Origin of the sequence: Aeromicrobium tamlense (assembly GCF_013408555.1) — a bacterium.
GTDB lineage: Bacteria > Actinomycetota > Actinomycetes > Propionibacteriales > Nocardioidaceae > Aeromicrobium > Aeromicrobium tamlense.
The window spans coordinates 39,722-63,697 of record NZ_JACBZN010000001.1; the positions used below are offsets into that span (position 1 = coordinate 39,722).

The 23,976-nt window shown below is 72.1% G+C and carries 23 protein-coding genes; 15 read left to right on the forward strand and 8 right to left on the reverse strand.

From position 1 onward, the window contains the following. Nucleotides 1-91 precede the first annotated feature (91 nt). Entirely contained in the window at nucleotides 92-793 is a 702-nt protein-coding gene (locus BJ975_RS00220) for a TetR/AcrR family transcriptional regulator (RefSeq protein ID WP_179422502.1), read from the forward strand. A 114-nt stretch (nucleotides 794-907) separates the two neighbouring features. Continuing rightward, nucleotides 908-2,215, forward strand: coding sequence for an ammonium transporter (locus BJ975_RS00225; protein ID WP_179422504.1), 1,308 nt, complete (start codon nucleotides 908-910; stop codon nucleotides 2,213-2,215). A gap of 46 nt (nucleotides 2,216-2,261) precedes the next feature. On the opposite strand, the gene BJ975_RS00230 is transcribed toward BJ975_RS00225, so the two are convergent. Next, a complete protein-coding gene (locus tag BJ975_RS00230; protein ID WP_179422506.1) occupies nucleotides 2,262-3,734 on the reverse strand; it encodes a polysaccharide pyruvyl transferase family protein in 1,473 nt (490 codons plus the stop codon). Nucleotides 3,735-3,808: 74 nt separating this feature from the next. Between BJ975_RS00230 and BJ975_RS00235 the strand changes: the two genes are divergently transcribed. The 4 genes from BJ975_RS00235 to BJ975_RS00250 are packed head-to-tail and all read left to right on the forward strand — an operon-like array spanning nucleotide 3,809 to nucleotide 6,845. Further along, the gene (locus BJ975_RS00235) at nucleotides 3,809-4,792 is read left to right on the forward strand and encodes a Rossmann-like and DUF2520 domain-containing protein (RefSeq protein WP_223302976.1); all 984 of its coding nucleotides are present in this window, start codon (nucleotides 3,809-3,811) and stop codon (nucleotides 4,790-4,792) included. Then, entirely contained in the window at nucleotides 4,792-5,634 is an 843-nt protein-coding gene (gene panC / locus BJ975_RS00240; RefSeq protein ID WP_179422510.1) for a pantoate--beta-alanine ligase, read from the forward strand. The genes BJ975_RS00235 and panC overlap by 1 nt, the downstream gene beginning before the upstream one ends. A 4-nt stretch (nucleotides 5,635-5,638) precedes the next feature. Then, on the forward strand, nucleotides 5,639-6,055 hold the full coding sequence (gene panD, locus BJ975_RS00245; protein WP_179422512.1) for an aspartate 1-decarboxylase: 417 nt from the start codon (nucleotides 5,639-5,641) through the stop codon (nucleotides 6,053-6,055). Between the two features lie 13 nt (nucleotides 6,056-6,068). Further along, nucleotides 6,069-6,845 carry a type III pantothenate kinase gene (locus BJ975_RS00250; RefSeq protein ID WP_179422515.1) on the forward strand — a complete coding sequence of 259 codons (777 nt, stop codon included), beginning with the start codon at nucleotides 6,069-6,071 and terminating at the stop codon, nucleotides 6,843-6,845. Between the two features lie 102 nt (nucleotides 6,846-6,947). Here BJ975_RS00250 and BJ975_RS00255 read toward each other — a convergent pair whose 3' ends face one another. Next, the gene (locus BJ975_RS00255) at nucleotides 6,948-7,670 is read right to left on the reverse strand and encodes a glycerophosphodiester phosphodiesterase (RefSeq protein ID WP_179422517.1); all 723 of its coding nucleotides are present in this window, start codon (nucleotides 7,668-7,670) and stop codon (nucleotides 6,948-6,950) included. 118 nt (nucleotides 7,671-7,788) lie between these two features. On the opposite strand from BJ975_RS00255, the gene BJ975_RS00260 reads away from it, so the two are divergent. Both BJ975_RS00260 and lysS read left to right on the forward strand, forming a co-directional pair. Next, complete coding sequence (locus BJ975_RS00260; protein ID WP_179422528.1) at nucleotides 7,789-8,370, forward strand: 1-acyl-sn-glycerol-3-phosphate acyltransferase; 582 nt, start codon at nucleotides 7,789-7,791, stop codon at nucleotides 8,368-8,370. An 87-nt stretch (nucleotides 8,371-8,457) separates the two neighbouring features. Next, nucleotides 8,458-9,915 (forward strand): lysine--tRNA ligase, encoded by a 1,458-nt coding sequence (lysS, locus tag BJ975_RS00265; protein WP_179427899.1) that lies wholly within the window; start codon nucleotides 8,458-8,460, stop codon nucleotides 9,913-9,915. Here lysS and BJ975_RS00270 read toward each other — a convergent pair whose 3' ends face one another. After that, the gene (locus BJ975_RS00270) at nucleotides 9,916-11,262 is read right to left on the reverse strand and encodes a dipeptidase (RefSeq protein WP_179422530.1); all 1,347 of its coding nucleotides are present in this window, start codon (nucleotides 11,260-11,262) and stop codon (nucleotides 9,916-9,918) included. A 124-nt stretch (nucleotides 11,263-11,386) separates the two neighbouring features. Between BJ975_RS00270 and BJ975_RS00275 the strand changes: the two genes are divergently transcribed. From BJ975_RS00275 to BJ975_RS00300, 6 genes are all read left to right on the forward strand, one after another. Further along, nucleotides 11,387-12,412: a heme-binding protein gene (locus BJ975_RS00275; RefSeq protein WP_179422532.1), complete on the forward strand. Its 1,026-nt coding sequence runs from the start codon at nucleotides 11,387-11,389 to the stop codon at nucleotides 12,410-12,412. Between the two features lie 79 nt (nucleotides 12,413-12,491). After that, nucleotides 12,492-13,091, forward strand: a complete 600-nt coding sequence (locus BJ975_RS00280; RefSeq protein WP_179422534.1) for a hypothetical protein — start codon at nucleotides 12,492-12,494, stop codon at nucleotides 13,089-13,091. Continuing rightward, nucleotides 13,088-13,840 carry a hypothetical protein gene (locus BJ975_RS00285; RefSeq protein ID WP_179422536.1) on the forward strand — a complete coding sequence of 251 codons (753 nt, stop codon included), beginning with the start codon at nucleotides 13,088-13,090 and terminating at the stop codon, nucleotides 13,838-13,840. The genes BJ975_RS00280 and BJ975_RS00285 overlap by 4 nt, the downstream gene beginning before the upstream one ends. Nucleotides 13,841-13,864: 24 nt before the next feature. Further along, the gene (locus tag BJ975_RS00290) at nucleotides 13,865-14,857 is read left to right on the forward strand and encodes a HEAT repeat domain-containing protein (RefSeq protein WP_179422538.1); all 993 of its coding nucleotides are present in this window, start codon (nucleotides 13,865-13,867) and stop codon (nucleotides 14,855-14,857) included. A gap of 159 nt (nucleotides 14,858-15,016) precedes the next feature. Further along, nucleotides 15,017-17,518, forward strand: coding sequence for an ATP-dependent Clp protease ATP-binding subunit (locus BJ975_RS00295; RefSeq protein ID WP_179422540.1), 2,502 nt, complete (start codon nucleotides 15,017-15,019; stop codon nucleotides 17,516-17,518). A gap of 161 nt (nucleotides 17,519-17,679) precedes the next feature. Continuing rightward, nucleotides 17,680-18,264 (forward strand): GrpB family protein, encoded by a 585-nt coding sequence (locus BJ975_RS00300; protein ID WP_218845693.1) that lies wholly within the window; start codon nucleotides 17,680-17,682, stop codon nucleotides 18,262-18,264. 105 nt (nucleotides 18,265-18,369) lie between these two features. Here BJ975_RS00300 and BJ975_RS00305 read toward each other — a convergent pair whose 3' ends face one another. After that, complete coding sequence (locus tag BJ975_RS00305; RefSeq protein WP_179422542.1) at nucleotides 18,370-19,257, reverse strand: A/G-specific adenine glycosylase; 888 nt, start codon at nucleotides 19,255-19,257, stop codon at nucleotides 18,370-18,372. 46 nt (nucleotides 19,258-19,303) lie between these two features. Here BJ975_RS00305 and BJ975_RS00310 point away from each other — a divergent pair, with 46 nt between their 5' ends. Further along, nucleotides 19,304-20,050: a hypothetical protein gene (locus tag BJ975_RS00310; protein WP_179422544.1), complete on the forward strand. Its 747-nt coding sequence runs from the start codon at nucleotides 19,304-19,306 to the stop codon at nucleotides 20,048-20,050. A gap of 3 nt (nucleotides 20,051-20,053) precedes the next feature. Here BJ975_RS00310 and disA read toward each other — a convergent pair whose 3' ends face one another. Genes disA through BJ975_RS00330 form a run of 4 tightly spaced genes read right to left on the reverse strand, consistent with a single transcriptional unit; the run spans nucleotide 20,054 to nucleotide 23,976 of the window. Next, nucleotides 20,054-21,115: a DNA integrity scanning diadenylate cyclase DisA gene (gene disA, locus BJ975_RS00315; RefSeq protein WP_179422546.1), complete on the reverse strand. Its 1,062-nt coding sequence runs from the start codon at nucleotides 21,113-21,115 to the stop codon at nucleotides 20,054-20,056. A gap of 40 nt (nucleotides 21,116-21,155) precedes the next feature. Continuing rightward, nucleotides 21,156-22,505, reverse strand: coding sequence for a DNA repair protein RadA (gene radA / locus BJ975_RS00320; RefSeq protein ID WP_179422548.1), 1,350 nt, complete (start codon nucleotides 22,503-22,505; stop codon nucleotides 21,156-21,158). A 49-nt stretch (nucleotides 22,506-22,554) separates the two neighbouring features. Beyond that, complete coding sequence (locus BJ975_RS00325) at nucleotides 22,555-23,193, reverse strand: VOC family protein (protein ID WP_179422550.1); 639 nt, start codon at nucleotides 23,191-23,193, stop codon at nucleotides 22,555-22,557. Between the two features lie 42 nt (nucleotides 23,194-23,235). Continuing rightward, nucleotides 23,236-23,976 carry a hypothetical protein gene (locus BJ975_RS00330; RefSeq protein ID WP_179422552.1) on the reverse strand — a complete coding sequence of 247 codons (741 nt, stop codon included), beginning with the start codon at nucleotides 23,974-23,976 and terminating at the stop codon, nucleotides 23,236-23,238.

Consider the following 23,976-nt stretch of genomic DNA (forward strand, 5'->3'; position numbering starts at 1 on the left):
ACGGTTTCAATGGCTCATCGAAAGAATGCGTGAACGATATTTCGATAGGTCATCGAAACTGTTGCCTGCGTGTTAACTCACAGGAGCCGCCATGGTCGAGTCCCCTGCTGCTCGCTCCGTCGGACGCCCCCGACGCACGGGAGTCGCCGGCGGCGATCCGCGTCGCGAGATCCTCGAGGCGGCCTCGCGACTCTTCGCCGCGCGGGGCTACGCGCCGACCACGATGACGGAGGTCGCGCGCGAGGTGGGGCTGGGCCAGTCCTCCCTGTACTACTGGTTCCGCTCGAAGGAGGACCTGCTCAAGGCCCTCGTCAGCGCGAACCGCGAGTCGCTCGACGTTGCCGAGCGCCTGGCCGCCGGGGACGCTCCTGCGGCAGTGAGGCTCTACGCGGTCCTGTACGCCGACGTCCTGCAGATGTGCGAGGGGGCGCTCGACTTCTACGACCTCGAGCGCGCGGCTCGCGCCCAGCCCGACGTGTTCGCCGAGGTGCTGGACGACTACGGCCGGCTGCGCGACGAGCTGGAACGGATCGTCGAGGCCGGCGCGGAGGAGGGAGCGCTCGTCGCGGCTGACGCCCGGCTGGCGGTGGTGGCCTGCCTCGCGCAGACCGAGGGAGTCCAGCACCGGTTGCGTACGCCGACTCCGGATGCGAGCGACCGGCCGAGCGCCCTGGCCTCGACGCGGGACGCAGCCCGTCTGGCGGCGACGACCGCCGTCCGTGGACTGCTGGCCGAACCCGCGCGGATCGACGAGGTCGAGCGGCTCGCGCTGGAGGCGCTGGGGGAGGATTAACCGGACGGAAACAGATTCGATGCGTCATTGAAAAGCGGTCGGCGGACTCTTTCGATGACGCATCGAATTGGCGGTGCGTCAGTCCACGTCCTGACTGACCGGAGGCGCCCGCCCATGGATCCCACGAACGCCGCCAACACCGCTTGGCTCCTGACCGCGATCATCGCGGTCATCCTGATGCTGCCCGGACTCGTGCTGTTCTACGGCGGCATGGTGTCGCGCCGCACGACGACGAACATGATGATGATGGTCTTCGGATCGTTCGCCCTGACCGCCTTCATCTGGGTGGCCTTCGGCTACTCGGCCGTCTTCGGCGACTCGGTCGGCGGCCTCGGCCTCATCGGCAACCCGCTGGAGAGCGCCGGGCTGGGCGACCTGATGGTGGCGTCCGAGGGTGCGGCGCTGCCGCCGCTGGCGCTGGCCACGATCCACCTCGGCTTCGCCGGCCTGACGATCGGCATCGTCGCCGGAGCAGCAGCCGACCGGATGCGCTTCGGCGCCTGGATGATGTTCGCCGCCATCTGGGTCGTGCTCTGCTATCTCCCGGTGGCTCACTGGACCTTCGCCTTCGACGGGGAGGACACCACCGGCGGCTGGCTGGCCAACGTCCTGGGCGCGGTCGACTACGCGGGGTCCACGCCCATCCACGTCAACTCCGGCATCGCCGCGCTGGCCCTGGCCATCGTGCTGGGTCGCCGTCGCACGTGGCCCGTCCAGCCCAAGGCGCACAGTCTCCCGCTCGTGCTGGCGGGCGTGGGCCTGCTGCTGACCGGGTGGCTGGGCTTCGACGGCTCGGCGCTGGGTGCCGCCGACAACGACGCCGCCGTGGCGATCTTCAACACGCTGGTCGCGGCCTGCGCCGGTACGTGCGCGTGGCTCGTCGTGGAGAAGGTGCGCGACGGTCACGCCACGACGCTCGGGGCCTGCTCCGGTGCCATCGCCGCGCTGGTCGCGATCACGCCCTCGTGCGGCACGGTCTCCCCGATGGGCGCCCTCGGCGTCGGCGTGGTGGCGGGCATGGTCTGCTACTTCGCCGTCAACCTGAAGCGACGCTTCGGCTACGACGACGCGCTCGACGTCGTGGCGCTGCACCTCGTGGGCGGCATCGTCGGTGCGCTGCTGATCGGCCTCATCGGTCACCCGAACTCGCCGATCGGCGAGGCGGGCCTGCTGCACGGCGGTGGCGTCGGTCTCCTGGGCAAGCAGGCCCTGGCGCTGGCGGCCACCTGCGCGTGGACCTTCACGCTCACCTGGCTGATCGCGACGGTGCTGCACCGCACGATCGGCATCCGGGTCACCGACGAGCAGGAGCGCGAGGGCCTCGACGGGGCGATGCACCGGGAGAACGCGTACGAGGACTTCGGCGAGATGGCGCACGAGCCGCGTGGCCACGCCGAGAAGCAGCACTACCTGGAGGTCTGAGCCTCCGACGAGGCGGCGCCTCGCACGCGAGTCGTGCGGGGCGCCGTCAGCCGCGGAAGAGCGCGCGCAGCCTGCGCGCGAGCCGCACGAGCAGGCCGCCGGGGGTGACGCGCTCGAGGCGGTCGATCCGCGCGGTCAGCTCGTCGATCCGCTGCTGCTGCCGCTTCGCCCGCTCGTCGCGCTGGTCGGCCAGACGGGCGTGGCGCGAGCCTGCGCCCTGGTAGGCCGGCGTGTCGAAGGGGTAGTCGTACCGCTTCGGGTGCCGCGTCATGTCGATGACCATCGCGTGCCGCAGCCAGTCCAGCCGGGCCGCGACCTCGCCGAGATCGGGGCGCGCGAGCGTGTGCACGGCCGGCGGGAACGAGGCCGCCTCGAGCCGGTCGTCGAACTGCGAGGCGTCGCGGCCGGGCTGCCAGCGGTGCTCGAGGCCGTTGCGCTCGAGGAAGGCGGCGTAGCGGTCGAAGCGCTCGGGCAGGGCCTCGTGGAACGGCGCGAGGTCGGTGGCCTCGAGGAGGTCCTCGACGCGGACCGGCTCGTCGAAGCGCGGCTGCAGCCGGTGCGGCATCCGGTGGTACTCGGCCAGCTCGAGGGTGCGCGAGTCGTGCGCCAGCATGAGCGCGGGCGTGCCCGCCAGCAGCGCGGCCACGTTGCCGTGGAAGCGGGTGCCGTAGACGAAGTCCTGCTGGGCGAGGAAGTCGTACCAGGACCACGTGTCGACGAAGAGCCGCATCCGGTCCTGCTGGTACAGCGGGTGCCGCAGGTGCGCCGGCACGAGCGGGTCGGTGACGTGCGGGTGCGGGACGCCCCACAGCAGCAGCCTCAGGTCGTGCTGGTCCTGGCCGACGTAGGTCAGGTTCGGGTGCCGGGCGCCCTGCTCGGTGGCGAAGGCGCCGATGCCCGGCACCTCGGGGGTCAGGTTGAGGCCGAGCGCGGCGTCCTCGGCGAGCGAGGCCGGGACGTCGCGGACCTTCAGGTCGGGTCCGTGCAGGAACAGCGAGGGGCAGCCGATCACGTCGATGGAGTCGCCGGGGAAGCCGAGGTCGACGAGGAAGTCGCGCGTGAACTCACCGCGGACACCGATCGACGCGGAGCGCTCGAGGACTGCCGCGACGAACCGCCGGGTCACGTCGCGCACGTCCGCGAGGGCGTCGAAGGAGCGGTCGGCGGGGGCCTGCGCGCCGATGCCGATCACGGTCACGGGGATCGTCAGCTGCTCGACCAGGGCCGCGAGGTTGTCGAGCTTGTCCGCGAAGTCGGCGCGGAACGAGTTCGCCATCGGCACGACGAAATGGTCGAACTCGTCGTTCATGCGTGCGGCGTCGTCGGCCGTGGCCGCGCGGCGCTCGCTCAGCGTGGAGTTCGCGACCAGCTCGTGCGGGGCCACGTCGAGCGCCTTCCACACGGAGTGCTGGAACAGGAAGTTCCCGCTGTTGGAGTTGAAGACGTCCTGCGTCAGGGTCGTCTCGGGTACGACCGCCGTGAACGGGTCCTTGCCCGCACGGATGAGGATCCGAGCCATGGCGCCAGTGTGGCAGAGCGACCCGCCCCTCCGGGGACGGACGATGAGGCATCTCGCCCCGCTCCGGCACCCGAATGCCTCATCGTTCGTCGGACTGTGATCGTGGTCACCTCAGTGCACACGAGGCGGATCCGCGACGTAGACTGACGGCGTCACTTTGTCTGGTACCCGCTTCGGGACTGGAACGAAAGGCAAGATCCATGTCGCACCCCCGCGTGGGTGTGGTCGGCGCCGGCCGTGTCGGTGCCGTCCTCGCCGCCCGGCTCCAGCGAGCCGGTCACCACCTCGTCGGCGTCAGCGGAGGCTCCGACGCCTCCCGCCTCCGTGTGCAGACCCTGCTCGGCGGCGTGACCGTGCTCGAGCCCGCCGAGGTCGTGCGGCGTGCCGAGATCGTCGTCCTGGCCGTGCCCGACGACGCCCTGGCCGGCGTCGTGGCCGAGCTCGCCCCGCACGTGGGCCCCGGCCGCCTGATCGCCCACACGAGCGGCCGCCACGGCCTCGCCGTCCTCGAGCCCCTCGCGCACGCCGGCGCCCGCACCCTCGCGATGCACCCCGCCATGACGTTCACCGGGACCGAGGTCGACCTCGACCGCGGCTGCGTCTTCGGCGTCACCGCCGCGCCCGCCGACCGCGATGCCGCCGAGACTCTCGTCGCCGAGCTGAACGGCTCGGTCATGTGGGTCGACGAGGCCGACCGCGCGACCTACCACGCCTCGCTCGCCCACGGCGCGAACCACCTCACCACGATCGTCACGCAGGCCATGGACCTGCTGCGCCAGATCGGCGCCGAGGACCCCGCCGCCGTGCTGCGCCCGCTGCTCGAGGCCGCGCTCGACAACACGCTGGCCTACGGTGACGCCGCGCTGACCGGCCCCGTCGCGCGCGGTGACGTCGACACCGTCCGCGCCCACGTCGCCCACCTGGCCGACCCGTCGGTGCGCCGCACGTACGCCGCGCTGGCCACCGCCACCGCGGACCGCGCCGAGTCCACGGGCCGCATCGACACCGACACGGCCGACGCCGTCCGCACGGCCGTCATCCGCGAGAAGGTCCGCTGATGCCCACCGTCGTCCGCACCGCGGCCGAGCTGCGCGCCGCGACGTCCGGCACCGTCGCCCTCGTCCCCACGATGGGCGCGCTGCACGACGGCCACGTGAGCCTCATGCGGCATGCGCGTCCACTCGCCGACACGCTCGTCGTCTCGATCTTCGTCAACCCCACGCAGTTCGCACCGGGGGAGGACCTCGACGCCTACCCGCGCACGTTCGACGCCGACCTCGAGCACTGCGAGGCCGCCGGGGTCGACGTCGTCTTCGCGCCCACCGTGGACGAGATGTACCCGCACGGCCTCGACGGCGCGATCACGGTCGACCCGGGCCCTCTCGGCTCGATCCTCGAGGGCGCCGAGCGCCCCACGCACTTCCGCGGCGTGCTCACGGTCGTCTCGAAGCTGTTCGGCCTCGTGCGTCCCGACGTCGCCGTGTTCGGCGAGAAGGACTACCAGCAGCTGACGCTGATTCGGCTCATGGCGCGCGAGCTGTGCCTGGGCGTCGAGGTCGTCGGCTGCCCCACGGTCCGCGAGGCCGACGGGCTCGCGATGAGCTCGCGCAACCGCTACCTGACCGCGTCCGAGCGCGAGCGGGCCGCCGCGATCTCGGCCGCCCTCCGCGCCGGCGTCGACGCCGGCCCCGACGGCCCCGAGGCCGTCCTCCATGCCGCCGGGAAGGTGCTGGCCGACGCCGGCATCGACCCGGACTATCTCGTGCTCACCAGCCCCGACCTCGGACCGGCCCAGCCCGGCCGGGAGTCGCGCCTGCTGGTGGCCGCCCGGGTGGGCCGACCGCGCCTGCTCGACAACTGCGCCGTCCCTCTCGGGGACGTCGCGAAGAGAGGGAAGTGACCCCATGCTGCGCACCATGATGAAGTCCAAGATCCACCGCGCCACCGTGACGCAGGCCGACCTGCACTACGTCGGCTCGGTCACCGTCGACGAGGACCTGCTCGACGCGTCCGACATCCTGCCGGGCGAGCTCGTGCACATCGTCGACGTCACCAACGGCGCCCGCCTGGAGACCTACACGATCGCCGGCCCCCGCGGCTCGGGCGTCATCGGCATCAACGGCGCTGCCGCGCACCTCGTGCACCCCGGCGACATCGTCATCCTCATCGCCTACGCGCAGGTCGAGGACGCCGAGGCCCGCGAGCTGCAGCCGAGCGTCGTGTTCGTCGACGCCGACAACTCGATCGTCACGCTGGGCCACGACGCCGCCGACGTCCCGGCCGACTCGGGCCTCAAGCGCGGAGACCTGGTGACCGTATGAGCGAGCGACGGGCATGACCCTGCTGGCGATCGACGCGGGCAACGCCGACACGAGCATCGGCCTGTTCGACGGCGACGAGCTGATCGCCGACTTCGTCGTCGCCTCCGACGAGCGCCGCACGTCCGACGAGTGGTTCCTCGTGGTGGAGGGCTTCCTGCGTCGCGCGAACCTGCCCGAGGTGGACGAGATCGCCATGTGCTGCACCGTCCCGGCGCTGATGGTGGCGTTGCGGCGCACCTATCTGCGCTACTACGGCGACGTGCCCGCGTGGGTCGTCGGCCCGGGCGTGAAGACCGGCGTGCCGATCCACACCGACAACCCGCGCGAGGTCGGGACCGACCGCATCGTCAACGCGCTGGCGGCCAAGGAGCTGTACGGCGGCCCGGCGATCGTCGTCGACCTCACGGGCACGGCCACGGTCATCGACGCGATCGACGCGCAGGGTCGCTACCTCGGCGGCTCGATCGCGCCCGGCGTCGAGGTCTCGCTGGACGCGATCGTGCGCCGCAGCGCCCAGTTGCGCAGCGTCGAGATCACCACGCCGCGCGACGTCATCGGCAAGAACACGGTCGAGGCGCTGCAGTCGGGCATCGTGTTCGGCTTCGCGGGCCTCATCGACGCGATCGTCGAGCGGATGATCGACTCGCTCGGTGAGGAGCCCGAGGACGTCTCGGTCATCGCCACCGGCAGCCACGCCGCGGTCGTGCTCACCGAGTGCGAGACGATCACCGCCCGCGACCCGAAGCTCACGCTGCAGGGCCTGCGGCTCGTGGCCGCCAAGAATCGCTGAGCCCCACGCCCTCTTCTCCGCTTCTGGAACGCGTTGCACCGTTCTCGACGTGAAATGGGTGCAACGCGCTCCAGAAGTGGAGCGGGGTGCCGGGCGGGCGAGTCAGACGAGCGCCGGGCGGGCGGCGGAGACGTCGTTCGTGGTGACCGAGTCGACCCCGAGGGCGCCGAGGCGCTCGACCTGCTGCGGGTCGTCCACGGTCCACGCCGTCAGGGTGCCGCCGGACTGGTGCACGCGCTCGACGAGCGCGCGGTCCACGCGGCGGGCGCTGACGTGGAACTCGTCGAAGCGCTCGAGGTCCTCGCGGCTCGGGCGGCTCCGGGTCACCAGGCCCACGGCATGGTGCACCGGCAGCGCGGCCTCGCAGATCGCACGGTCGACGCTCATCAGCGTGGCGCGGCTGTGGCTGCCGAGCTCGTCGAGCACGGCGCGCACGTAGGAGCGCGGGTCCACCGGAGCGGGCTTCAGCTCGACGACGAGCCGCGCGTCGGTGCCGCGCAGCGCGTGCACGACGTCGCGCAGGGTGGGCACGGGCGTCCCGGCGAAGGTCGGCGACTTCCAGCTGCCGGCGTCGAGCTCCGCCAGCTCGGCCAGGGTGAACCGCTGGACCGACAGGCCCACCTTGGCGGTGCGCACGTGGCGCAGGTTCGTGGTGCGCAGCGGCGAGCGGTCGTGCATCAGCACGATCGAGCCGTCGGCCGTGGGCTGCACGTCGACCTCGAGGGCGTCGGCCCCCAGGCGCACCGCTTCGCGCAGTGCGGGGATGGTGTTCTCGGGGTGCGTCGCGCTCTGCCCCCGGTGGGCGGTGATCCGCGGTGCTGTCATGGCTCCACGCTGCCCGCCGCACCTGACCGTGAGGTGAACGCACCCTGTGGATCGGCCGAACTTCCGCCGACGTGCGTCCGGGACCGCGGGTGGAGTCGTGCCGCGCTAGCCTCCGGGGATGAGGATCTTGCGCCTGGTCGCCGACGTGTACTGGTTCTTCAGCCGATGGACGTTCCGGTCGGAGCCCGCGCCGCAGCACTCGGGCATCCTGCTCGCGGCGCCCCACACCTCGAACTGGGACTTCGTCCTCATGCTGGGCGTCGCCTGGCGCGCCGGCTTCCGCCCGAAGTTCCTCGGCAAGAAGGAGCTCTTCCGCGGCCCGGCGGGCCCGATCATGCGCGCGCTCGGTGGCGTGGCCGTCGACCGCAAGAACCCGGCCGGACTCGTCGACGACCTCGTGAAGCAGGCTCGCTCGGGCGAGACCTTCCAGCTGGTCATCACGCCCGAGGGCACCCGCGGGAACGTGCCGCGCTGGAAGTCGGGCTTCTACCGCCTGGCCCGCGAGGCCGACCTGCCCGTCACGCTCGCGTACTGTGACCGCACCACCATGACGACCGGCCTCGGCCCGACGATCCACCTCACGGGCGACGTGAAGGCCGACATGGACGTGATGCGCGCCTTCTTCGCCGACAAGGCCGGGGTGCGTCCCGAGCGTCGCGTGGAGCCCTACCTGGCCGAGGAGGGCCGCGCGGCCGAGTGACCGTGTCGGCGGCCCTCGAGCCGCCGACTAGACTCGTGCCTCGTGACCGAGACGCCTGAACTTCCCGAGGACGACCTGCCCGAGCAGATGCGGGTGCGCCGGGAGAAGCGCCAGCGCCTGCTGGACTCCGGCGTCGATCCGTACCCGCTGCTCGTCGAGCGCACGCACACGATCCGTGAGGTCGTCGAGGCCCACGACCCCGAGCAGCTCGGCGCCGACGCGCACACCGGCCAGGTCGTGTCGATCGCCGGCCGCGTCATCTTCCTGCGCAACACCGGCAAGCTGTGCTTCGTCCGGCTGCGCGAGGGCGACGGCTCCGAGATCCAGGCGATGCTGTCGCTGGCCGAGGTGGGCGAGGAGTCGCTCGCCGACTTCAAGGCGCTCGTCGACCTGGGCGACCACCTCGTCGTCACGGGCGAGGTCATCACCAGCCGTCGCGGCGAGCTCTCGGTCATGGCCACCCGCTGGCAGATCGCGGCCAAGACGCTCCGTCCCCTGCCCATCGAGCACAAGCCGCTCTCGGACGAGGCCCGCACCCGCATGCGCTACCTCGACCTGATCGTCCGCGAGGACGCGCGCCAGAACGTGCGCGTCAAGGCCTCCGTGCTGAAGTCGCTGCGCGCCACGCTCGACCGTCACGGCTACATCGAGGTCGAGACGCCGGTCCTGCAGCACACCAACGGCGGCGCCGCGGCCCGCCCGTTCCACACGCACCTCAACGCGTTCGACGAGCCGGTGCTGCTGCGCATCGCCCTCGAGCTGCACCTCAAGCGTGGCCTGGTGGGCGGCATCGACAAGGTCTACGAGATCGGCAAGACCTTCCGCAACGAGGGCGTCGACAACACCCACAACCCCGAGTTCATGATGCTCGAGGCGTACGAGGCGTACGGCTCCTACGACACGATGGCCGAGCTGGTCCGCGACCTCGTCGTCGACGCCGCGCGCGCGGTGGGCAAGACCGTGGTCCCGGGCCGTGACGGCACCGAGATCGACCTCGAGGCCCCGTGGCGCCGCGCCACGATCCACGAGCTCGTCGCCGAGGCCACGGGCGCCGCGATCGATGTCCACACGCCCGAGGCGAAGGTGCGCGAGGTCGCGCGCGACCACGGCGTCGCCCTGCAGGACGGCTGGGGCGCGGGCGAGGTCGTGCTCGAGCTCTTCGAGAAGCTCGTCGAGCACACCCTGATCCAGCCCACGTTCGTGTGCGACTACCCCGAGGCCGTGCGTCCGCTGGCGAAGAAGCACCGCACCACGCCGGGCCTGGTCGAGGCGTGGGACCTCATCATCAACGGCGTCGAGCTGGCGCCGGCGTACTCCGAGCTGAACGACCCGGTGATCCAGCGCGAGCGGCTGGAGGAGCAGGCGCGTCTCGCGGCCGCCGGCGACCCCGAGGCGATGGACGTCGACGAGGACTTCCTCCGCGCGCTCGAGTTCGGCATGCCGCCCGCCGGTGGCATCGGCCTGGGCGTCGACCGCCTCGTCATGCTGCTGCAGGGCATCGGCATCCGGGAGGCCATCCTCTTCCCGGTCCAGCGCCGCGAGTAGTCAGTCGCGGGCGAGGTTCCGCAGCAGGAGGGCCTCGGCGAGGACGACGCGCTCGAACTCCGCGAGATGCAGACCCTCGTTGGCGCCGTGCGCGCGGGTGTCGGGGTCCTCGACGCCCGTCACGAGCACGCTGGCCTGCGGGAACGTCTCGAGGAACTCCGCGATGAACGGGATCGAGCCGCCGATGCCCATGTCCACGGGCGCGGTGCCGTCCCAGGCCTCGGTGAAGGCGGCGCGCGCCGCGTCGTAGGCCGGGCCGGTGGCGTCGATCGAGGTCGCCTCGCCGGTGTCCACCACGGTGAAGCCGAGCTCGGCGCCCCACGGCACGTGCTGCTCGCAGTGACGGCGCAGGCACTCCAGCGCGTTCTCGGCGGTGTCGCCGGGCGCGATGCGCAGCGAGACCTTGGCCCGGGCAGCGGGGACGAGCGTGTTGCTCGCGCCGTCGACGGCGGGGGCGTCGAGGCCCGTGATCGACAGCGCGGGCTTCGTCCAGAGGCGCTCGACGACAGCGCCCGTGCCGATCCACTCCACGCCGGGGTTCGCACCGGACTCGGCCCGCAACCGCTCCTCGGGGTACTCGACGTCGGCGGCGGGGCCGTGGTGCAGGCCCTCGATCACGAGGTCGCCCGCGTCGTCGTGGAACGAGGCGATCAGCCGGCTCAGCGCGATCAGGGCGTCGGGCACGAGTCCGCCCCACATGCCCGAGTGCACGGCATGGGTCAGGGTGCGGACCTCGACGTCGGCGCGGACGAGCCCGCGCAGGCTCGTGGTGAGGGCGGGCACGCCGATGTCCCAGTTGGCCGAGTCGGCGATGACGATGACGTCGGCCGCGAGCCGGTCGCGGTGCCGGCGCAGCAGCTCGGGCAGGGTGTCCGAGCCGACCTCCTCCTCGCCCTCGACGAACAGGGTGACGCTGACGGGCAGGTCGTCGCCGAAGACGCGCACGGCGCCGAGGTGCGCGGCGATGCCGGCCTTGTCGTCGGCCGCGCCGCGGGCGTAGAGCCGCCCGTCGCGCTCGGTCGGCTCGAACGGTGGCGAGTCCCACTCCGCGTGGTCGTTCTCGGGCTGCACGTCGTGGTGGGCGTAGAGCAGCACGGTGGGAGCGCCGGCCGGTCCGGCCTTGTGGGCGATGACGGCCGGGGCGCCGCCGTCCTCGCGTGCGCTGACGATGTCCACGCTGTCGAAGTCCTCGGCACGCAGCAGCTCCGCGACTGCCTCGGCGCTGCGGCGCACGTCGTCCGCCCGCGCCGGGTCGGCGCTCACCGAAGGGATGCGGACGAGGTCCTCGAGGTCCCGGCGGATCCCGGGGAGGAGCTGCTGGACCCTGGCGCGGATGTCGGCACTCATGGACCCAACCTAGGACGCGATCGGGTATCAGGTGCTCCGGGGCGGACCTCGTCAACGACGTCAGTCCGCCGGCACGCGCTCGGGGCGTCGGCGGCGGAGCTCTTCCACACCCCGGGGGTCCCCCATGAGAACCACGACCGAACAGCTGGAGGCCCTGCGCGGCCGCTTCCGCACCGTCGAGCAGGCCGTGCCCGGCGACGAGGACCTCGGTCCGTTCAAGCTCCTGCCCGGCACCTGGTCCAACGAGCCCGACCTCGCGGGCCGGGGCTGGAACATGATCGCGCTGCCCTTCGGCCCGCCGCAGGGTGCGACGTTCCGGCCGCCGTACCGGCTGCTGATGAACCAGTACAACGAGAAGCTGACGTTCAGCCTCGTCGACAAGGCGGTGCCGAACCGCGGCATCGCCCCGGCGGCGGCTGGGCTCACGCCGAACGCCGACCAGCTGCTCGTCGCGCTCGACTACGAGCAGGGCATCAAGCAGATCGTCTCCGACGACTTCCCGTCGACGAGCCTGACCGGCGCGCCGGACACTGCGATCCACCACGAGCCGGGTCTCTTCCTGAGCATGACCGACCCGCTCGACGAGGACGTCGTGGACATCGCCCGGCTCGCCACGATCCCGCACGGCGACTCGGTGCTGGGCCTGGGCGTCGCGACGGTATCGGACGGTCCGCCGACGATCACGGGCATCAACGCCCTGCCGCTGGGCGTCAACCAGGACGTCGACGCCAACCCGTACCTGCAGCCCTACAAGCACTTCCGCGACGCGCCGTTCCGCGGGCTGTTCAACCCCGTGGACTCGACCGCGCTGCTCAAGGCGGCGAACGAGGGCGTCGACATCGTGCGCACCACCCGGCTCGAGTTCGACAGCACCGTCGCCACCGGCGGCATCTCGAACATCCCGTTCATCGTGCGCCAGGCCAACGCCTCGGAGATGAAGTCGACCTTCTGGATCCAGGAGGTCCGCAACGCGGACGGCGGCATCGACCTGCGGCTGCAGTACGCCCAGGTCGTGCAGCTGGACTTCTTCGACCGCTTCGACGGCGGTCCGGGCCGCATCAAGTGGCCGCACGTCAGCATCAACACGCTCGCGAAGGTCGAGGACCCGCCGGCCCCCGGCCCCGGCGGCTACGACGTCATGCCGAGCTGAGCGCGTCCGGTGCCGGGTATCAGTCCCGGCACCGGGCGCCTCCCCGCCAGCACCCCCACCTCCCGACAGGACCACCGAGATGACCGACATCCGCTTCGAAGGCGACATCATCCACTTGGAGGGGCTCGTCGTGCGCGCCACGGCGAACGACCTCATCCTCGACGCGGCCGCGCGCCGCCGGACCAACACGCCGTTCCGGCGGGCCCTCGTCCACGACTTCGACGACGGCCTGACCCTCAACTGGGACCACGACTACCCCGGCGGCGTCAGCGTCAACGCGTGCAAGCAGATCTCCGGCTTCGACAACCGGGACTGGCTGATCGTGCGCAGCCGTATCCACCAGCAGTTCGGCACCGACTTCATGCTCGACGGCGGCGCGGACCGTCGCGGGCGGATCTTCGGCTCGTTGCGGCGCAACCCGTTCCGGCGCGCGCTCGTCCACGGCTTCGGGGACACCCTGGTGCTGAACTGGGACCGCGACTACACCGGCGGCGTGGTCGTCAACGGGCGCGTGACGATGCCCGACGGCGCCGTCGTCGCCGGCCAGGACGTCGCGGCGACGCTGACGTCCCTGCAGGGCCAGGTGACCGCGTTGACGACCGAGCTCACCGCCGCCACCGCCGCGATCGCCGACCTCACGGCCCGCGTCACTGCGCTCGAGTCCGAGGTCACGCCATGAGCGTCCGCTCGGTGCGCCAGGCGATGAGCGCCATGGGCCTCGGCGGCACGGGCGACCTCTCGGTGATGCGCGACGTGCTCGGGTTCTGGCGCGGCACGCCGCCGCCCGACCCGGCCACGGGAGCTCCGGTCCAGGTCACCCTGGGCGAGGCGTTCACCGCCCTGGAGCGCAAGCACGTCCACCTCAACCTGATCGAGGTCGGCTTCGATGCCGCGTCGGTCACCCTGGCGGAGGCGGACGAGCGCGTGGACTACGCCGTGCACCGGATCCGCCGCATCTACGCCGACGCCTCGCTCGGCCTCGGGCGCGTGCAGTACTTCTGGATCGACGTGCCCGCGGCCGACGGCTACGAGGACATCGGCAGCGAGTCCGAGGCCGACGACCTGTCCGACGACTGGAGCGTCCCGAACGACGGGATCGACATGTTCCTGGTCGCCAACATCAGCGACGACTTCGTCGGCATCTCGCCGGTGCCCGGCGACTGTGGCAAGGGCGGCAAGTCCGACGGTCTCGTCGGCGGCGAGGTCGGCCGCGCGGCGGAGGGCTTCTCGCGCACCGCCGCCCACGAGCTCGGTCACTTCCTCGACCTCTCCCACAACCACGGGGACGCCTGCCCGACGGCCACGTCGGCGCGGGAGAACCTCATGGCCCAGACGCGCTGCGCGGTGAGCGCCCGCAGCTCGGTCCTGCTGACGTCGGGCCAGGGCAGCACCGTGCGCGGCCGCTGCCAGACCCGCGCGGGCCAGTGAGCCCCGCTCCCGAAAGGACGCATCATGCCTGACCTCACTCCCTGGGACCAGCGCGGCGACGACGAGCTCGTCGATCTGGCCCACCGCTCTCGCGGCGACATCGCGAAGGAGTCCCTGGCCGCCCTGGCCCGACGCGGCTCCGAGCGCGCCACCCCGGTGGCCGTCGAGCTGCTCACCGCCCATGCCGAGCCGCGGGTGCGTTCGCTCGCGGCCGTGACCTTGGGACGCCGGCGCGACCCCGAGGTCCCCGAGGCCCTCACGCGGGCGCTCGCCGACACCGATCCGACGGTCGTGCGCCGGGCTGCCCAGTCGCTGGCGCGGGTCGGCGACGAGTCGGCGCTGCCCGACCTCGCCGGGTCGCAGCCGCCGCTCGCGACGCCCGCCGGGCGCGCTGTCCTGACCGCACGGATGCTCATCGGCTACCGCGCCCACCGGCCCGAGGTGCTGGTCCCGGCCACCGCCGAGGTCACCGACTTCGGCCGCCGTCGCGGCGAGGAGATCACGTTCGGCGGGCGGGCCAGTGTGTCCCGCGCGACCGTGCTGGAGGCCGTCCGCGCCGAGGTGCCGGCGCTCGGGTTCCGGCCCAGCGACCTGCTGACGTTCACCTGCTCGGGCGCCGCCGGCGCCGTGGCCCTGGCCGAGGAGGTCGGCGAGGCCGACCTGTCGGTGCCGCAGATGCTCGGCGTGATGGTGCGCGAGCGCGTGTGCTCGGAGCGTTACTCGCTGGACTGCTACGTGCTCAGCGACGACCGCGACGCGACGGGCGGCACCCGGCCGTGGCTGTGGCTCGTTCGGCCCAGCGGCCGTGTCGTCCACGTGGGCCGGGCCGAACTCGAGGACGGGCGTGCCCGCTTCGAGGTCACCGGCTCGGTCGCGCCGTACGCCAACCCCGTGAAGGTGGTCGGCGAGCGCTCCGCGTCGGGCGGGCTCAGCATCGAGACCGCGCTCGTCGGCAAGCCGGCGGCCTCGGCGGCCCGTGCGGCGGCACCTCCGGCCCGGGACTCGCTCATGCGCTGAGCCGCCGCGGGAACGCCGCACTCCCGGCCCGATTCCGCCGACAGCGAACAGTGGAAGCCCGACGGGTGCATGACGGTTGAGTTAAGCAACTGGACACGGCGAGGCGGGTCACCCAGACCCGTCTATGCTGAAAAGACCAGTCCAGCAGAGGGGACCGACATGTTCGAAAGATTCACCGACCGGGCCCGACGAGTCGTGGTGCTCGCGCAGGAAGAAGCGCGCATGCTCAGCCACAACTACATCGGCACCGAGCACATCCTGCTGGGCCTCATCCACGAGGGTGAGGGCGTTGCCGCAAAGGCACTGGAAAGCCTTGACATCTCGCTCGAAGCCGTCCGCGGCCAGGTCGAGGACATCATCGGTCAGGGCCAGCAGGCACCCAGCGGGCACATCCCGTTCACTCCGCGCGCCAAGAAGGTGCTCGAGCTGAGCCTGCGCGAGGCGCTGCAGCTGGGCCACACCTACATCGGCACCGAGCACATCCTGCTCGGCCTGATCCGCGAGGGCGAGGGCGTCGCCGCCCAGGTCCTGGTGAAGCTGGGCGCCGATCTCAACCGCGTCCGCCAGCAGGTCATCCAGCTGGTCAGCGGCTTCCAGGGCAAGGAGTCCGAGGCCACCGGCTCGGCCCCCGAGGCCCCCGCCGCCTCCAGCGCCGTGCTCGACCAGTTCGGCCGCAACCTGACGCAGGCCGCCCGCGAGGGCAAGCTCGACCCGGTCATCGGCCGGGACGACGAGGCCGAGCGCGTCATGCAGACGCTGAGCCGTCGCACCAAGAACAACCCTGTCCTCGTGGGCGAGCCCGGCGTCGGCAAGACCGCCGTCGTCGAGTCCCTGGCGCAGGACATCGTGCGCGGCGACGTGCCCGAGACGCTCAAGGACAAGCAGATCTACACGCTTGACCTCGGCGCCCTCGTGGCCGGCTCGCGCTACCGCGGTGACTTCGAGGAGCGCCTCAAGAAGGTGCTCAAGGAGATCCGCACGCGCGGCGACATCATCTTGTTCATCGACGAGATCCACACCCTGGTGGGTGCGGGTGCCGCCGAGGGCGCGATCGACGCCGCCAGCATCCTCAAGCCGATGCTGGCCCGCGGCGAGCTGCAGACCATCGGCGCCACGACGCTCGACGAGTACCGCAAGCACTTCGAGAAGGACGCGGCCCTCAACCGCCGCTTCCAGCCGGTGCTGGTCAACGAGCCGTCCGTCGTCGACTCCATCGAGATCCTCAAGGGGCTGCGTGATCGCTACGAGGCCCACCACCGGGTCTCGATCACCGACGACGCGCTCGTCGCGGCGGCCACCATGGCCGACCGCTACGTGAGCGACCGGTTCCTGCCGGACAAGGCGATCGACCTGATCGACGAGGCCGGTGCGCGCCTGCGCATCCGTCGCGCCGCCGCTCCGCCGGAGTTCAAGGAGTTCGACGAGCAGATCGCCGACGTCCGCCGCCGCAAGGAGGGCGCGATCGACGCCCAGGACTTCGAGCTCGCCGCCAGCCTGCGCGACGAGGAGAAGAAGCTCATCGCCGCCAAGCACGAGCGTGAGCGCGCCTGGAAGTCCGGCGACCTCGACCAGGTCGCGGTCGTCGACGAGCACCTCATCGCCGAGGTCCTGGCCAAGGCGACCGGCATCCCGGTCGGCCAGCTCAGCGAGGAGGAGTCCAGCCGACTCCTGCACATGGAGGAGGAGCTGCACAAGCGCGTCATCGGTCAGGACGAGGCCATCAAGGCCCTGTCCCGGGCGATCCGCCGCACGCGTGCCGGCCTGAAGGACCCCCGCCGTCCCGGTGGATCGTTCATCTTCGCCGGCCCCTCGGGCGTCGGCAAGACGTGGCTGTCCAAGGCGCTGGCGAACTTCCTCTTCGGCGACGACGAGGCGCTGATCCAGCTCGACATGAGCGAGTTCAGCGAGAAGCACACGGTGTCGCGCCTGTTCGGCTCGCCTCCGGGCTACGTCGGCTACGAAGAGGGCGGCCAGCTCACCGAGAAGGTGCGCCGCAAGCCGTTCAGCGTGGTCCTGTTCGACGAGATCGAGAAGGCCCACCCGGACATCTTCAACTCGCTCCTGCAGATCCTCGAGGAGGGTCACCTCACCGACGGTCAGGGTCGCGTCGTCAACTTCAAGAACGCCGTGATCATCATGACCACCAACCTCGGTGCGCGTGAGATCTCCAAGGGCGTCAACCTGGGCTTCGCCCAGGCCGGAGACGCGGTCGGCACGTACGAGCGGATGAAGGAGCGCGTCTCGACGGAGCTCAAGCAGCACTTCCGTCCCGAGTTCCTCAACCGTGTCGACGAGGTCATCGTGTTCCCGCCGCTGACGCAGGACGAGATCCTGCAGATGGTCGACATGATGATCGGCTCGCTCGAGCAGCGCCTCGGCGAGAAGGACATCGACATCGAGCTCACGTCCGCGGCCAAGGAGCAGCTCGCCAAGGTCGGGTTCGACCCGGTCCTGGGCGCGCGTCCGCTGCGTCGCACCGTGCAGCGCGAGGTCGAGGACGCCCTGGCCGAGAAGCTCCTCTACGGGGATCTCCACGCCGGTCAGATCGTCCTGGTCGACTTCGTGGACGGTGAGTTCACCTTCACCGGCACGTCGAAGGCCGACCTCGAGCTGCCCGAGGTCCCGCCGGCCGTCGAGGCCGGCGCGAGCTCCGACGACTGAGCACCGCCTGAACGAAGGGCCCGGGTCACCTGACCCGGGCCCTTCGTCGTGCGCGGGGATGGAAGTTTCCCCGGTTAACCGGGGAAACTGTCACTTCACGAGGTTCGCGAACCTCGCGAAGTGACAGAAAACCTCGTGAAGTGAGCGGCTACGGTCGGTGGGTGGACCGCGAGAGGCTGCTGGACTTCAGCGAGGCGCCGGCGCCGGCCGGGGCGAGTCCGTGGGTCGAGGGGTTCGGGCCCGGGACCGACCTGACGATCGCCGAGCCGGATCCGCGGTGGGCGAGCGACTTCGAGGCGCTGCGTGCGCAGATCGCCGGGGCGCTCGGTCCGTCGGTGGTGGTGGAGCACGTCGGCTCGACCTCGGTGCCGGGGCTGCCCGCGAAGCCGATCGTGGACGTCGACGTCATCGTCCCCGACCCCGACGACGAGGCGGCGTACGTGCCTGCGCTCGAGGCCGTCGGTCTGGTGCTCGCGGTACGGGAGCCGTGGTGGCAGGGGCACCGACTGCTGCGGTGCGCGGACCCCCGGGCCAACGTGCACGTGTTCGGGCCGGAGGCGACCGAGCCCGTCCGGCACCGCATCTTCCGTGACTGGCTGCGCACCCATCCCGACGACCGCGACCGCTACGCCGCCGCGAAGCTGGCCGCCTCCGCCGGCGGTGGGCACGTCATGGAGTACAACGTCCGCAAGCAGGACGTGCTGCGCGAGATCCTCGTCCGCGCCATCGAGGCCTCCGCCCCGTAGCTGCGGCCTCCGGTCGACCGCCGACGCCGAGTGGCGCCACTCGCGGAGGGGCAGGCGGGCGGGCCGGGGCAGGCGGGCGGGCCGGGGCAGGCGGGCGGGCCGGGGTCAGCCGGGGAGGGTGAGGCGGCCGTCGGGGGTGAGGTCGAGGAGCCCGTCGTCGAGGAGGGAGTCGAGGCAGCGCTCGCGCTGGGCGGCGTCCGACCAGGAGGCGGCGACGACCTCGGGTGCCACCGGACCGTCGGCGTCGCGGACCACGGCCATCAGGGCGCCGCGGCACTGGCGGTCGGTGCCGTGCCAGGCCTGGCCGCGTCGCGGCGGTCCGTCGTGCTCGGGGTAGCCGGCCGCGCGCCAGCGACACAGGTCGGCGACCGGGCAGGCCTCGCAGCGGGGCGAGCGCGCGGTGCACACCAGCGCGCCGAGCTCCATCGTCGCCGCGGCCCAGGCGGCAGCCCGGTCCTCGTCGTCGGGCAGCAGCGAGGTCGCGAGGTCGCGCTCGGCCCGCCGCACCGTGGGCGCCGGGTACTGCACGCCCTCGACCACCCGGGCGAACACCCGCCGCACGTTCGTGTCGAGGACGACCGCCCGCCGCCCGTACGCGAACGAGGCGATCGCGGCCGCCGTGTAGTCGCCGACGCCCGGCAGGGTCAGCAGCTCTTCATACGTGCTCGGCACCTCGCCGCCGTGGTCGGCGACGATCGCGGTGGCGGCGGCGTGCAGGCGCAGCGCGCGCCGCGGGTACCCCAAGCGACCCCAGGCGCGCACCGCCTCGCCCGAGGGCTCGGCCGCGAGATCCGCCGGGGTCGGCCAGCGCTCCATCCACGCCTCGAACACCGGCAGCACCCGCACGACGGGCGTCTGCTGGAGCATGAGCTCGGAGACCATGACGCGCCACGGCGCCGGGTCGTCGCGCCACGGCAGGCTCCGTCGATGGACGCCGAACCAGTCGATGATGCGCTCGTGCAGCTCGCGGGGCGGGGGAGTGGTGGCAGGCATGGCGCGTCGATCCTTTCACGCCGGGGCGGACGGATAACGTGGTGCGGTGAGCAACAGGTCGGTCGGACGCGACGTCTTCTGGCGTCGTCGGCTCCTCGTGCTGGCAGCCCTGCTCGCGCTCGCCTGGGGCGTCGTGAAGGTCGTCGAGCTGATGGGCGACGACGAGCCGAAGCCGGCCGCCGCCACGCAGCCCACGCCCACCCCGACCACTCCCAGCAGCCCGCCCACCACCGCGCCGCCCGCCGACCAGGTCTCCGTCGCGATCGAGACCGATGCGGCCCTGTGCGAGCCCGACAACGTGCGCATCGTCCCCTCCGTGCCGACCGGTCAGTTCGCCGGCGGTCCGGTCCGGATGGACCTCATGCTGACCGCGCTCGACGGCGCCGCCTGCACCTTCCGCCCCAGCGCGAGCGAGCTGCTCGCCGTGGTCGACACCGAGCGCGCGCCCATCTACGACTCCTCGGTCTGCCGGGCAGCATTCTTCGACGAGGCCGTCGCGATCCCGGCCGGCTGGAGCACGGTCACGTCGGTCGAGTGGACCGGCCGCGGCTCCGGCGCGGGCTGCGGCACCAGCGAGGGCTTCGCGCCCCCGGGCACCTACACGCTCAAGATCGGCACGTACGGCGGCGAGCCCGGCGAGGTCACGTTCAAGCTCGCGCGGCGCGCTCCCGAGATGCCCGAGACACCCGAGACCAAGGCCACCACCCAACCCACGACGGCGCCCACGAAGAAGCCGGCGTCGCAGCCGACACCGGCGCGGCCGACCGCCAGCTCGACCGCCGGCAACGACTGAGCGTCAGACGTAGCGCTCGAGGATGCTGGACTCGGCGAGGCGCGAGAGGCCGTCGCGGACGCCGCGGGCGCGCAGGTCGCCCACGCCCTCCACGGCCTGCAGGTCGTCGAGGCTGGCGCCCAGCAGGCGCTGGAGCGTGCCGAAGTGCGTGATGAGGCGCTCCACCACCGAGCCGGGCAGGCGCGGGATGCGCGCCAGCAGCCGGTAGCCGTGCGGCGACACCGAGGCATCGAGCGAGTTGCCGTCGCCGATGTGCAGCGCCGAGGCGACGATGCCGAGGTCGAGGACCTCCTGGGACTCCAGCTCGGCCAGCGCGTCGAGAACCTTCGCGGCCTGCTCGTCCGAGCCCGGCGGCAGGTAGTCGCGGACCACGAGCGTGCGCTCGGCGTCGACGCCGCCCACGAGCTCGTTCAGCTGGAGCGAGAGCAAACGGCCGTCGGAGCCGAGCTCGAGCACGTACATCTCGATCTCGTCGGAGATGCGGCGCACCATCTCGAGGCGCTGGGCGACGGCGGTGACGTCGCGGACGGTGACGAGGTCCTCGACCTCGAGGGCCGACAGCGCGTCGGAGACCTCGTCGAGGCGCGTGCGGTAGCGCTCGAGCGTCTGGAGCGCCTGGTTCGCCCGGCTGACGACGACGGTGGGCTCCTCCAGCACGTAGCGCTGGTCGTCCTGGTAGAGCGCGATCGTGTGCATCGACGCCGAGACCGAGATGACCGGGACGCCGGTCTGGCGGGCCACGCGCTCGGCGGTGCGGTGGCGGGTGCCGGACTCGGTGGTCGGGATCGACGGGTCGGGCATGAGGTGCACGGCGGCGCGCATGATCCGGGTGGCCGAGGAGTCGAGGATGATCGCGCCGTCCATCTTCGCCAGCTCGCGGACGCCGGTGGCGGTGAACGGGACGTCGAGGGCGAAGCCGCCCGTGGAGATCGAGTCGACCACGCGGTCCTGACCGATCACGATCAGGGCGCCGGTGCGCCCTCGCATGATGCGCTCCAGACCCTCACGCAGCGCCGTTCCGGGCGCGACGGAGCTCAGGGTCGCCCGCAGGTCGGAAGCCGGCACGACGTCTCTCGCTCTCGCTCACGTAGTGGTCGGCCTCATCCTAGGGCAGCGCCCGGAGCGCAGCGGCGAGATCTCCGGTTCGCAGCACCTTCAGGCCGACCCGGTCGAGGCTCTCGGTGCCGGTGGGGACGATCGCGTGGGTGAAGCCGATGCGCGCGGCCTCGCGCAGGCGGGCCTCGAGCCCGCGTACGGGCCGGACCTCGCCGGCCAGTCCGACCTCGCCGATCGCGACGAGTCCGCCGGGCAGCGGCGAGCCCCCGGCGGCCGAGATCACGGCCAGCGCGACCGCGAGGTCGACGGCCGGCTCGTGCAGTCGGGCACCGCCGACCGAGGCGGTGTAGACGTCCTGGTTGCCCAGCGAGACGCCCGTCTTGCTCAGCACCGCGAGCAGCATCGAGACGCGCGAGGAGTCCAGGCCGCTGGACGAGCGCCGCGGCGACGGCGTGGTGGCCGCGACCGTGAGCGCCTGCACCTCGGCCAGCAGCGGCCGGCGGCCCTCCATCGTGACGGTGACGCACGTGCCCGCGACCGGCGACTCGTGGCGGGACACGAACAGGCCTGTGGGGTCGGGCACCTCGACGATGCCGGCGTCGACGAGGTCGAAGCAGCCGATCTCGTCGACCGGGCCGAAGCGGTTCTTGGTGGCGCGCAGCAGGCGCAGCCGGCTGGTGCGGTCGCCCTCGAACTGCAGCACGACGTCGACGAGGTGCTCGAGCACGCGCGGTCCGGCGACCGATCCGTCCTTCGTGACGTGGCCGACCAGCAGCGTGGCGATGCCCTCGGCCTTCGCGCGGCCGATGACCGTGGCGGCGACCTCGCGCACCTGGGTGACGCCGCCGGGCACGCCGTCGACCGACGCCGACCCGATGGTCTGGACCGAGTCGACGATCAGCAGGCTGGGCTTGACCGCGTCGATGTGCGTGAGCAGACCGCCGAGGTCGGTCTCGGCGGCGAGGAACAGCTCGTCGGCCAAGGCCCCCGTGCGCTCGGCCCGCAGGCGCACCTGGGCCGCGGACTCCTCGCCCGAGACGTAGAGGGTGCGGCGCCCGGCGCGCGCCCAGCGGGCCGCGACCTCGAGCAGCAGCGTGGACTTGCCGACGCCCGGCTCGCCCGCCATCAGCATGACCGCGCCGGGGACGACGCCACCGCCGAGCACGCGGTCGAGCTCGGGGATGCCCGAGCCCATCGCGGCCGCCTCGGTGGCGGTGACCTCGGCGATCGGGACGGCGGGGCTGGAGACCGGTCCGGCGCTGGTGCGGCCGGTGCGCGAGCTGCCGCCGGCGACGTCGACGGTGCCCCACGCATGGCACTCACCACAGCGGCCGACCCACTTCGCGGTGGTCCAGCCGCACTCGGAGCAGGCGAAGGCGGACGCGGTCTTGGGCGGCATGGAAGACAGCGTAGGAGGGGCCACCGACAAGCCGGCGACCCCGCGGCGATCAGACCCGGACGATGCCGTTCGGGGTGTCGAACTCGGCGGCGAGGATGCCCGGCGCGCCGTTCGGGGCGACCCAGCGGACCTCGATCTGCTCGAGCGCGCCGACGGCGGGCTCGCCGAGCCAGTCGGCCAGCCGCTCGGGGCTGCCGGCGATCTCCAGGGCCGTCAGCGTGACCTCGGACTCCGCCATCTGCGAGGGGTGCTCGTCCTCGGGGATGTCCCACGAGATGACGAACGGCAGCTGCGGATCGGCGCGCATGCCGTGGACGCCGATCTGCTTCCACGTGAGGTTGAGGCCGTCGGGACGGTGACGGTTGCCCGGCACGGCGTGACGGCCGATGCGGTGCTCCACCGGGGTGATGTCCTCGACCGAGACGCACCAGCCGAGCCAGCCGCCGCCGAGCTCGGAGCGGGCGCGCACGGCCTGGCCGAACGGAGCCTTGTCCGACGCGGGGTGCTCGAGCGCCTCGACGACCTCTAGGTACTGGTGGTTCCTCAGCGGCAGGATCATGTTGTTGGTGCCGAAGCGGGGGTGGATGCCACCCGCCTGGAACACGGCGCCGAACTTCTCGCTCAGCTCGGTCGTGGTCGCGATGAGGCCCGCGGGTCCGACGGCGAACGACAGATGATCGAGGTGCATACGGCATTGTTGCCCGTCACGTGATCGCCGTCTCAGTCAGGGTCACCTTGGGTCGGCGGGGTGCGGCACCGGGCGACCCGCGGCGACGAAGCGCTCACAGTGACCCACCAGCTCGGCGTAGCCGGCCTCGCCCATGAGTGCCGTCAGCTCGGCGCGGCTGCCGAGGTAGACGGGCTCGGGCGCGACGTGCGCCTCGGTGTTCGACGAGCAGTACCAGTCGAGATCGGCACCACCCGGGCCCCAGCCCGTGCGGGTGTACTCGCCGATGCTGACCTCGGTGTAGTGCGAGCCGTCGCCGGGGTCGACCTCGCGGAACTCGCGGCGCAGCGGCAGCTGCCAGCACACGTCGGGCTTCGTGGTGTGCGGCTCGAGCCCCGTGGCGAGGGCGTGGGCGTGCAGGGCGCAGCCGTAGCCGCCGCGGAAGTCGCGCGAGTTGTGGAAGATGCAGGCGCCGTCCGCGACCCGCGTCTTGAGCTCGCCGTCGGCGTCGCGCTCGGTCCAGCCCTCGGCGCGGCCGAGGTCGTGCAGCTCCCACTCGGTGGGGTCGAGCTGCTCGACGAACCCGGCGACGCGGGCGTGGTCGTCCTCGTCGCTGAAGTGCGCGCCCAGGGTGCAGCAGCCCGAGTCGGGCGCGGAGGCGTAGATGCCCGCGCACCCCGCGCCGAAGATGCAGGTCCAGCGCGACGTGAGCCACGTGAGGTCGCAGCGGAAGACCTCGGTGGCGTCGTCGGGGTTCGCGAACTCCACGAACGAGCGGGGGAATCCCAGGTCGACCTCGGGCAC

Coding starts and splice junctions, on each gene's coding strand:
- BJ975_RS00220 (WP_179422502.1), top strand. CDS start 92: ATGGTCGAGTCCCCTGCTGCTCGCTCCGTCGGACGCCCCCGACGCACG.
- BJ975_RS00225 (WP_179422504.1), top strand. CDS start 908: ATGGATCCCACGAACGCCGCCAACACCGCTTGGCTCCTGACCGCGATC.
- BJ975_RS00230 (WP_179422506.1), bottom strand. CDS start 3,734: ATGGCTCGGATCCTCATCCGTGCGGGCAAGGACCCGTTCACGGCGGTC.
- BJ975_RS00235 (WP_223302976.1), top strand. CDS start 3,809: ATGCCTCATCGTTCGTCGGACTGTGATCGTGGTCACCTCAGTGCACAC.
- panC (WP_179422510.1), top strand. CDS start 4,792: ATGCCCACCGTCGTCCGCACCGCGGCCGAGCTGCGCGCCGCGACGTCC.
- panD (WP_179422512.1), top strand. CDS start 5,639: ATGCTGCGCACCATGATGAAGTCCAAGATCCACCGCGCCACCGTGACG.
- BJ975_RS00250 (WP_179422515.1), top strand. CDS start 6,069: ATGACCCTGCTGGCGATCGACGCGGGCAACGCCGACACGAGCATCGGC.
- BJ975_RS00255 (WP_179422517.1), bottom strand. CDS start 7,670: ATGACAGCACCGCGGATCACCGCCCACCGGGGGCAGAGCGCGACGCAC.
- BJ975_RS00260 (WP_179422528.1), top strand. CDS start 7,789: ATGAGGATCTTGCGCCTGGTCGCCGACGTGTACTGGTTCTTCAGCCGA.
- lysS (WP_179427899.1), top strand. CDS start 8,458: ATGCGGGTGCGCCGGGAGAAGCGCCAGCGCCTGCTGGACTCCGGCGTC.
- BJ975_RS00270 (WP_179422530.1), bottom strand. CDS start 11,262: ATGAGTGCCGACATCCGCGCCAGGGTCCAGCAGCTCCTCCCCGGGATC.
- BJ975_RS00275 (WP_179422532.1), top strand. CDS start 11,387: ATGAGAACCACGACCGAACAGCTGGAGGCCCTGCGCGGCCGCTTCCGC.
- BJ975_RS00280 (WP_179422534.1), top strand. CDS start 12,492: ATGACCGACATCCGCTTCGAAGGCGACATCATCCACTTGGAGGGGCTC.
- BJ975_RS00285 (WP_179422536.1), top strand. CDS start 13,088: ATGAGCGTCCGCTCGGTGCGCCAGGCGATGAGCGCCATGGGCCTCGGC.
- BJ975_RS00290 (WP_179422538.1), top strand. CDS start 13,865: ATGCCTGACCTCACTCCCTGGGACCAGCGCGGCGACGACGAGCTCGTC.
- BJ975_RS00295 (WP_179422540.1), top strand. CDS start 15,017: ATGTTCGAAAGATTCACCGACCGGGCCCGACGAGTCGTGGTGCTCGCG.
- BJ975_RS00305 (WP_179422542.1), bottom strand. CDS start 19,257: ATGCCTGCCACCACTCCCCCGCCCCGCGAGCTGCACGAGCGCATCATC.
- radA (WP_179422548.1), bottom strand. CDS start 22,505: ATGCCGCCCAAGACCGCGTCCGCCTTCGCCTGCTCCGAGTGCGGCTGG.
- BJ975_RS00325 (WP_179422550.1), bottom strand. CDS start 23,193: ATGCACCTCGATCATCTGTCGTTCGCCGTCGGACCCGCGGGCCTCATC.